The sequence below is a fragment of the Mitsuaria sp. TWR114 genome (genome assembly GCF_007997345.1).
Map to the genome: position 1 here is coordinate 1 of NZ_VOSR01001018.1, position 3825 is coordinate 3825.

The following is a 3825-nucleotide window of genomic DNA, read 5'->3' on the forward strand; positions in this document are numbered from 1 at the left end:
GGTCGAGCGCGCCAGCGAGGTCATGGGCGTGGACGCCGACCTGCTGCGCCCGCCCGCCCTGGATGCCGGCGGTCACGGGCTGGATTGAGCCGGGCACCCGCGCCGCCGCGCCGAGCCGCGCGCGACGCGTGTAAACTCCCGCCCTTCACCGTATTTCCGACGCTGCTCAAGGCAACCGGTCGCCCGCTCGGGCCCGAGGCCGGCGAGTCTGTGACTTCGGGCAGGTGTCTCTCGTTCATTACCGGAGCCAACATGGGCAACAAGATCGTCACCGAAGCCGACCGCAAGGCTTCCCCCCGTCCCGCCGCGCCCAAGGGCGTGACCGTCACCACGCACCGCGGCCAGAAGAGCAGCCTCGAGCGCGGCTCGCACACCCGCTCGAAGAAGAACCCGGGCAAGCGTCCGCACTCGGGTTGAGGTCGCGGGGAGCAAGACCCCAGCGACTCGACAACAGGCCCATGCCTCCCGGCGGGGCCTGTTTTGTTTTCTGCGACGTCCGGCCGCCCGCCGCGACCTCGCCCTGCTGCCCGATCAATCGCCATGATCCGCATCAACGAACTCCGCCTGCCCCTCGACCACCCCGAGGAGGCGCTGCGCGCCGCCGTCCTGCAGCGGCTCGGCATCCCCGACGCGCAACTCACCGCCTTCACCGTCTTCAAGCGCAGCTATGACGCGCGCAAGAAGACCGCGATGGTCCTGATCTATTCCGTCGACTGCGAGGTCGGCGACGCCGCTGCCGAGGCCGCGCTGCTGCAGCGCCACGGCGGCGACGCCCACATCAAGCCGTCGCCGGACACCCGCTACCAGTTCGTCGGCCATGCGCCGGCCGACTTCCACGCCGGCGAGCGGCCGCGTCCGGTGGTCATCGGCTTCGGCCCCTGCGGCATCTTCGTCGCGCTGATCCTGGCCCAGATGGGCCTGCGGCCGATCGTGCTGGAGCGCGGCAAGCAGGTCCGCGAACGCACCAAGGACACCTGGGGCCTGTGGCGCGAGAGCGTCCTGGACCCGGAATCGAACGTCCAGTTCGGCGAAGGCGGCGCCGGCACCTTTTCCGACGGCAAGCTCTACAGCCAGATCTCCGACCCGCGCTTCCTCACCCGCAAGGTGCTGACGGAGTTCGTCAAGGCCGGCGCGCCCGAGGAGATCCTCTACGTCAGCAAGCCGCACATCGGCACCTTCCGCCTGGTGAGCATGGTCATCAAGATCCGGGCCGAGATCGAGCGCCTGGGCGGCGAGATCCGCTTCCAGCAGAAGGTCACCGACCTGCTGATCGAGCCCGGCGCCGATGGCCAGCGCCAGGTGCGCGGCGTGACGCTGGCCTCGGGCGAGCAGATCCGCGCCGACCATGTCGTCGTCGCGCTCGGCCACAGCGCGCGCGACACCTTCACGATGCTGCATGCCCGCGGCGTCTACATGGAGGCCAAGCCGTTCTCGATCGGCTACCGCATCGAGCATCCGCAGTCGATCATCGACAAGGCGCGCTTCGGCCCCAACGCCGGTCATCCCCTCCTGGGCGCCGCGGACTACAAGCTGGTCCATCACGCGAAGAACGGCCGCTCGGTCTACAGCTTCTGCATGTGCCCGGGCGGCACGGTGGTGGCGGCGACCTCGGAGCCGGACCGGGTCGTCACCAACGGCATGAGCCAGTACTCCCGCGCCGAGCGCAATGCCAATGCGGGCATCGTCGTCGGCATCTCGCCCGAGGACTACCGCCAGGATGGCAAGAAGGACGGCAGCACCGTCAATCCGCTGGATGGCTTCGCGTTCCAGCGTTATTGGGAGTCGCGCGCCTACGAGCTGGGCGAGGGCGGCTACAAGGCGCCGGCCGGCCTGGTGGGCGACTTCATCAAGCGCCAGCGCAGCACCGCGCTGGGCGGCGTCGAGCCGAGCTACAAGCCCGGCGTCACGATGACCGACCTGCAGCAGAAGGGTTTCGGCAGCCTGCCCGAGTACGCGCTCGACGCGATCCGCGAGGCGCTGCCCGCCTTCGAGCGCCAGATCCGCGGCTTCTCGATGAACGACGCGGTGCTGACCGGCGTGGAGACGCGCACGTCCTCGCCGCTGCGCATCACGCGCGGCAAGGACTACCAGAGCTTGAACGTGCGCGGCCTGTTCCCGGCTGGCGAGGGCGCCGGTTACGCCGGCGGCATCATGTCCGCCGGCGTGGACGGCATCGAGGTGGCGGAGGCGGTGGGCAAGTCCATGCTGGGCCTCCTCGACTGAAGCGCCTGCGCCGGCCGCTCAGCGTGGCGGCGACGGGTCCAGCGACCACTGTCCACTGGGCTGGTTGGGATCGCCGCTGCGGGTGAGGTAGGGCGACTCGCCGGACAGCCACAGATACTGGTTCCAGTAGAGGTTGCGCAGCCCCATGCCGGCTCGCGCCGGGGCCACGCTGAACGAGGCCTCGGCCGGCGACGCGTACAGCTTCACCGCGCCGGTCGCGGCGCGATAGCTCAGGAACAGGTCGCTCTGGTCCGCCGCCCGGAACCAGGAGGCGCCCCCGGCGCCGGACACCTGGACGAACTCCACCGGCGTCCCGGCCCGGTTGTAGAGCCAGGCGTTGTCGACCAGTCCGTCGGGCGCCGTCATCGTCTGCTGGTTGGCCAGGCTGCGCAGGCGCACCCGGTTCCCGCTGTCCGCCGCGGGGATGGGCGGCTGCCAGTTCTCAGGCGCCGGCAGCCAGCTCTGGTCCTTCCACCGCCAATAGAAGGGCAGGCGCAGCTGTGGATCGGCCAGGTCGCCATAGCCGTCCTGCGCCTCGATGTTGAACAGGCATTGCCTGCGGGCCTCCTCGAGCTCGCGCACGCGCACCATCTGGTCGCCGGAGGGCTCGCCCAGGCCGCGCATGCAGTCCGCCACGCTGCGGCCAGGTCCGCGCTGGTTCTGCGCCAGCACGTAGGTGGCGTCGCGGTGGGCCGGCTCGTCGTACCAGGCCTGCATCGCCTGGTCGTCGAAGCTCATCCAGTTCCTGGCGATCGCCTCGGCCTCCTCATTCGCCTTGGCCTCGCGCTGGCCGTAGGGCGTGCCCATCGTGCGGATGAAGGCGGCCCACAGGTCCTTGCTGGCCTCCAGCGCGACCAGCGCCGGCACCTTCATGTTGCTGGGCTTGTAGCCGGACCAGCCGCCTTGCAGCTGCGTGCCGGGACGCCAGATGACGTCGCCGCTCGCGTAGGTCAGCAACTGCCCGTTGTCATGGGTGTGCTGTTCGGAGCCGGCCGCGCACAGGTAGCTCTTGACCTGCAGCAGGCGCTCCAGGTTGGAGCCAGGGTCGCGGACCGTGTGCTCGGTGCTGAAGGAGTCCTGCAGCAGGTGCGCCGCCCGGCCCATCAGGTAGTAGTTGCGGTCCACGGTGTAGGACGTGCTGTAGGCGCCGCCGTCCCAGGTCCGCGTCTGCGCGCGCGGCGCCATCGCGGCCGCCACGAAGTACCGCACGAAGCGCTGGCGCGACTGCTGCGCGGCATTCACGCCGCCGTCGCCGTTGCGGTCGTCGTAGCGGCGCATGAAGTGGTCGTACTGGACGTCCGGCGGCTCCTGCGCCACCGCGTCGAAGCAGTTGAACTGGTCCAGATGACCCTTGGCGACATTGGTGCCGCCCAGGTCCACCCAGCGCTCGCCCAGGATGGCGTCGAAGACGAACCGGTAAGTCGACTGGTAGCGCTGGTCCGGATAGGGCAGGGCGCGCAGCCGGGCCAGCTCGGCCTGCGTCGACGCGCCGCTCAGGTCCAGGTTCTTCGCCCGTCCCTGCGTCCAGTTGCGCCGCGGGTCCTGCGGGTCGGTCGGCATGATGGGATCGCCGCCGGTCAGCTCCAGCGCCGCCAGCCGCGT

3 protein-coding genes are annotated in these 3825 nt (G+C 70.1%); 2 read left to right on the plus strand and 1 reads right to left on the minus strand.

Features of this window, described 5'->3' with window-relative positions; all coding sequences use genetic code 11:
* Nucleotides 1-252: 252 nt before the first annotated feature.
* Nucleotides 253-417 (plus strand): hypothetical protein, encoded by a 165-nt coding sequence (locus FUT87_RS29580; RefSeq protein WP_175538227.1) that lies wholly within the window; start codon nt 253-255, stop codon nt 415-417.
* A 123-nt stretch (nt 418-540) separates the two neighbouring features.
* Nucleotides 541-2223 carry an NAD(P)/FAD-dependent oxidoreductase gene (locus FUT87_RS26885; RefSeq protein ID WP_091724309.1) on the plus strand — a complete coding sequence of 561 codons (1683 nt, stop codon included), beginning with the start codon at nt 541-543 and terminating at the stop codon, nt 2221-2223.
* Nucleotides 2224-2241: 18 nt separating this feature from the next.
* Here FUT87_RS26885 and FUT87_RS29585 read toward each other — a convergent pair.
* A partial coding sequence (locus FUT87_RS29585) for a hemolysin D (RefSeq protein WP_186830797.1) occupies nt 2242-3825 on the minus strand: 1584 nt, incomplete at its 5' end.

Excerpts from the sequence above, each read along its gene's own strand:
- FUT87_RS29580 (WP_175538227.1), top strand. The coding sequence starts at position 253 with ATGGGCAACAAGATCGTCACCGAAGCCGACCGCAAGGCTTCCCCCCGT.
- FUT87_RS26885 (WP_091724309.1), top strand. The coding sequence starts at position 541 with ATGATCCGCATCAACGAACTCCGCCTGCCCCTCGACCACCCCGAGGAG.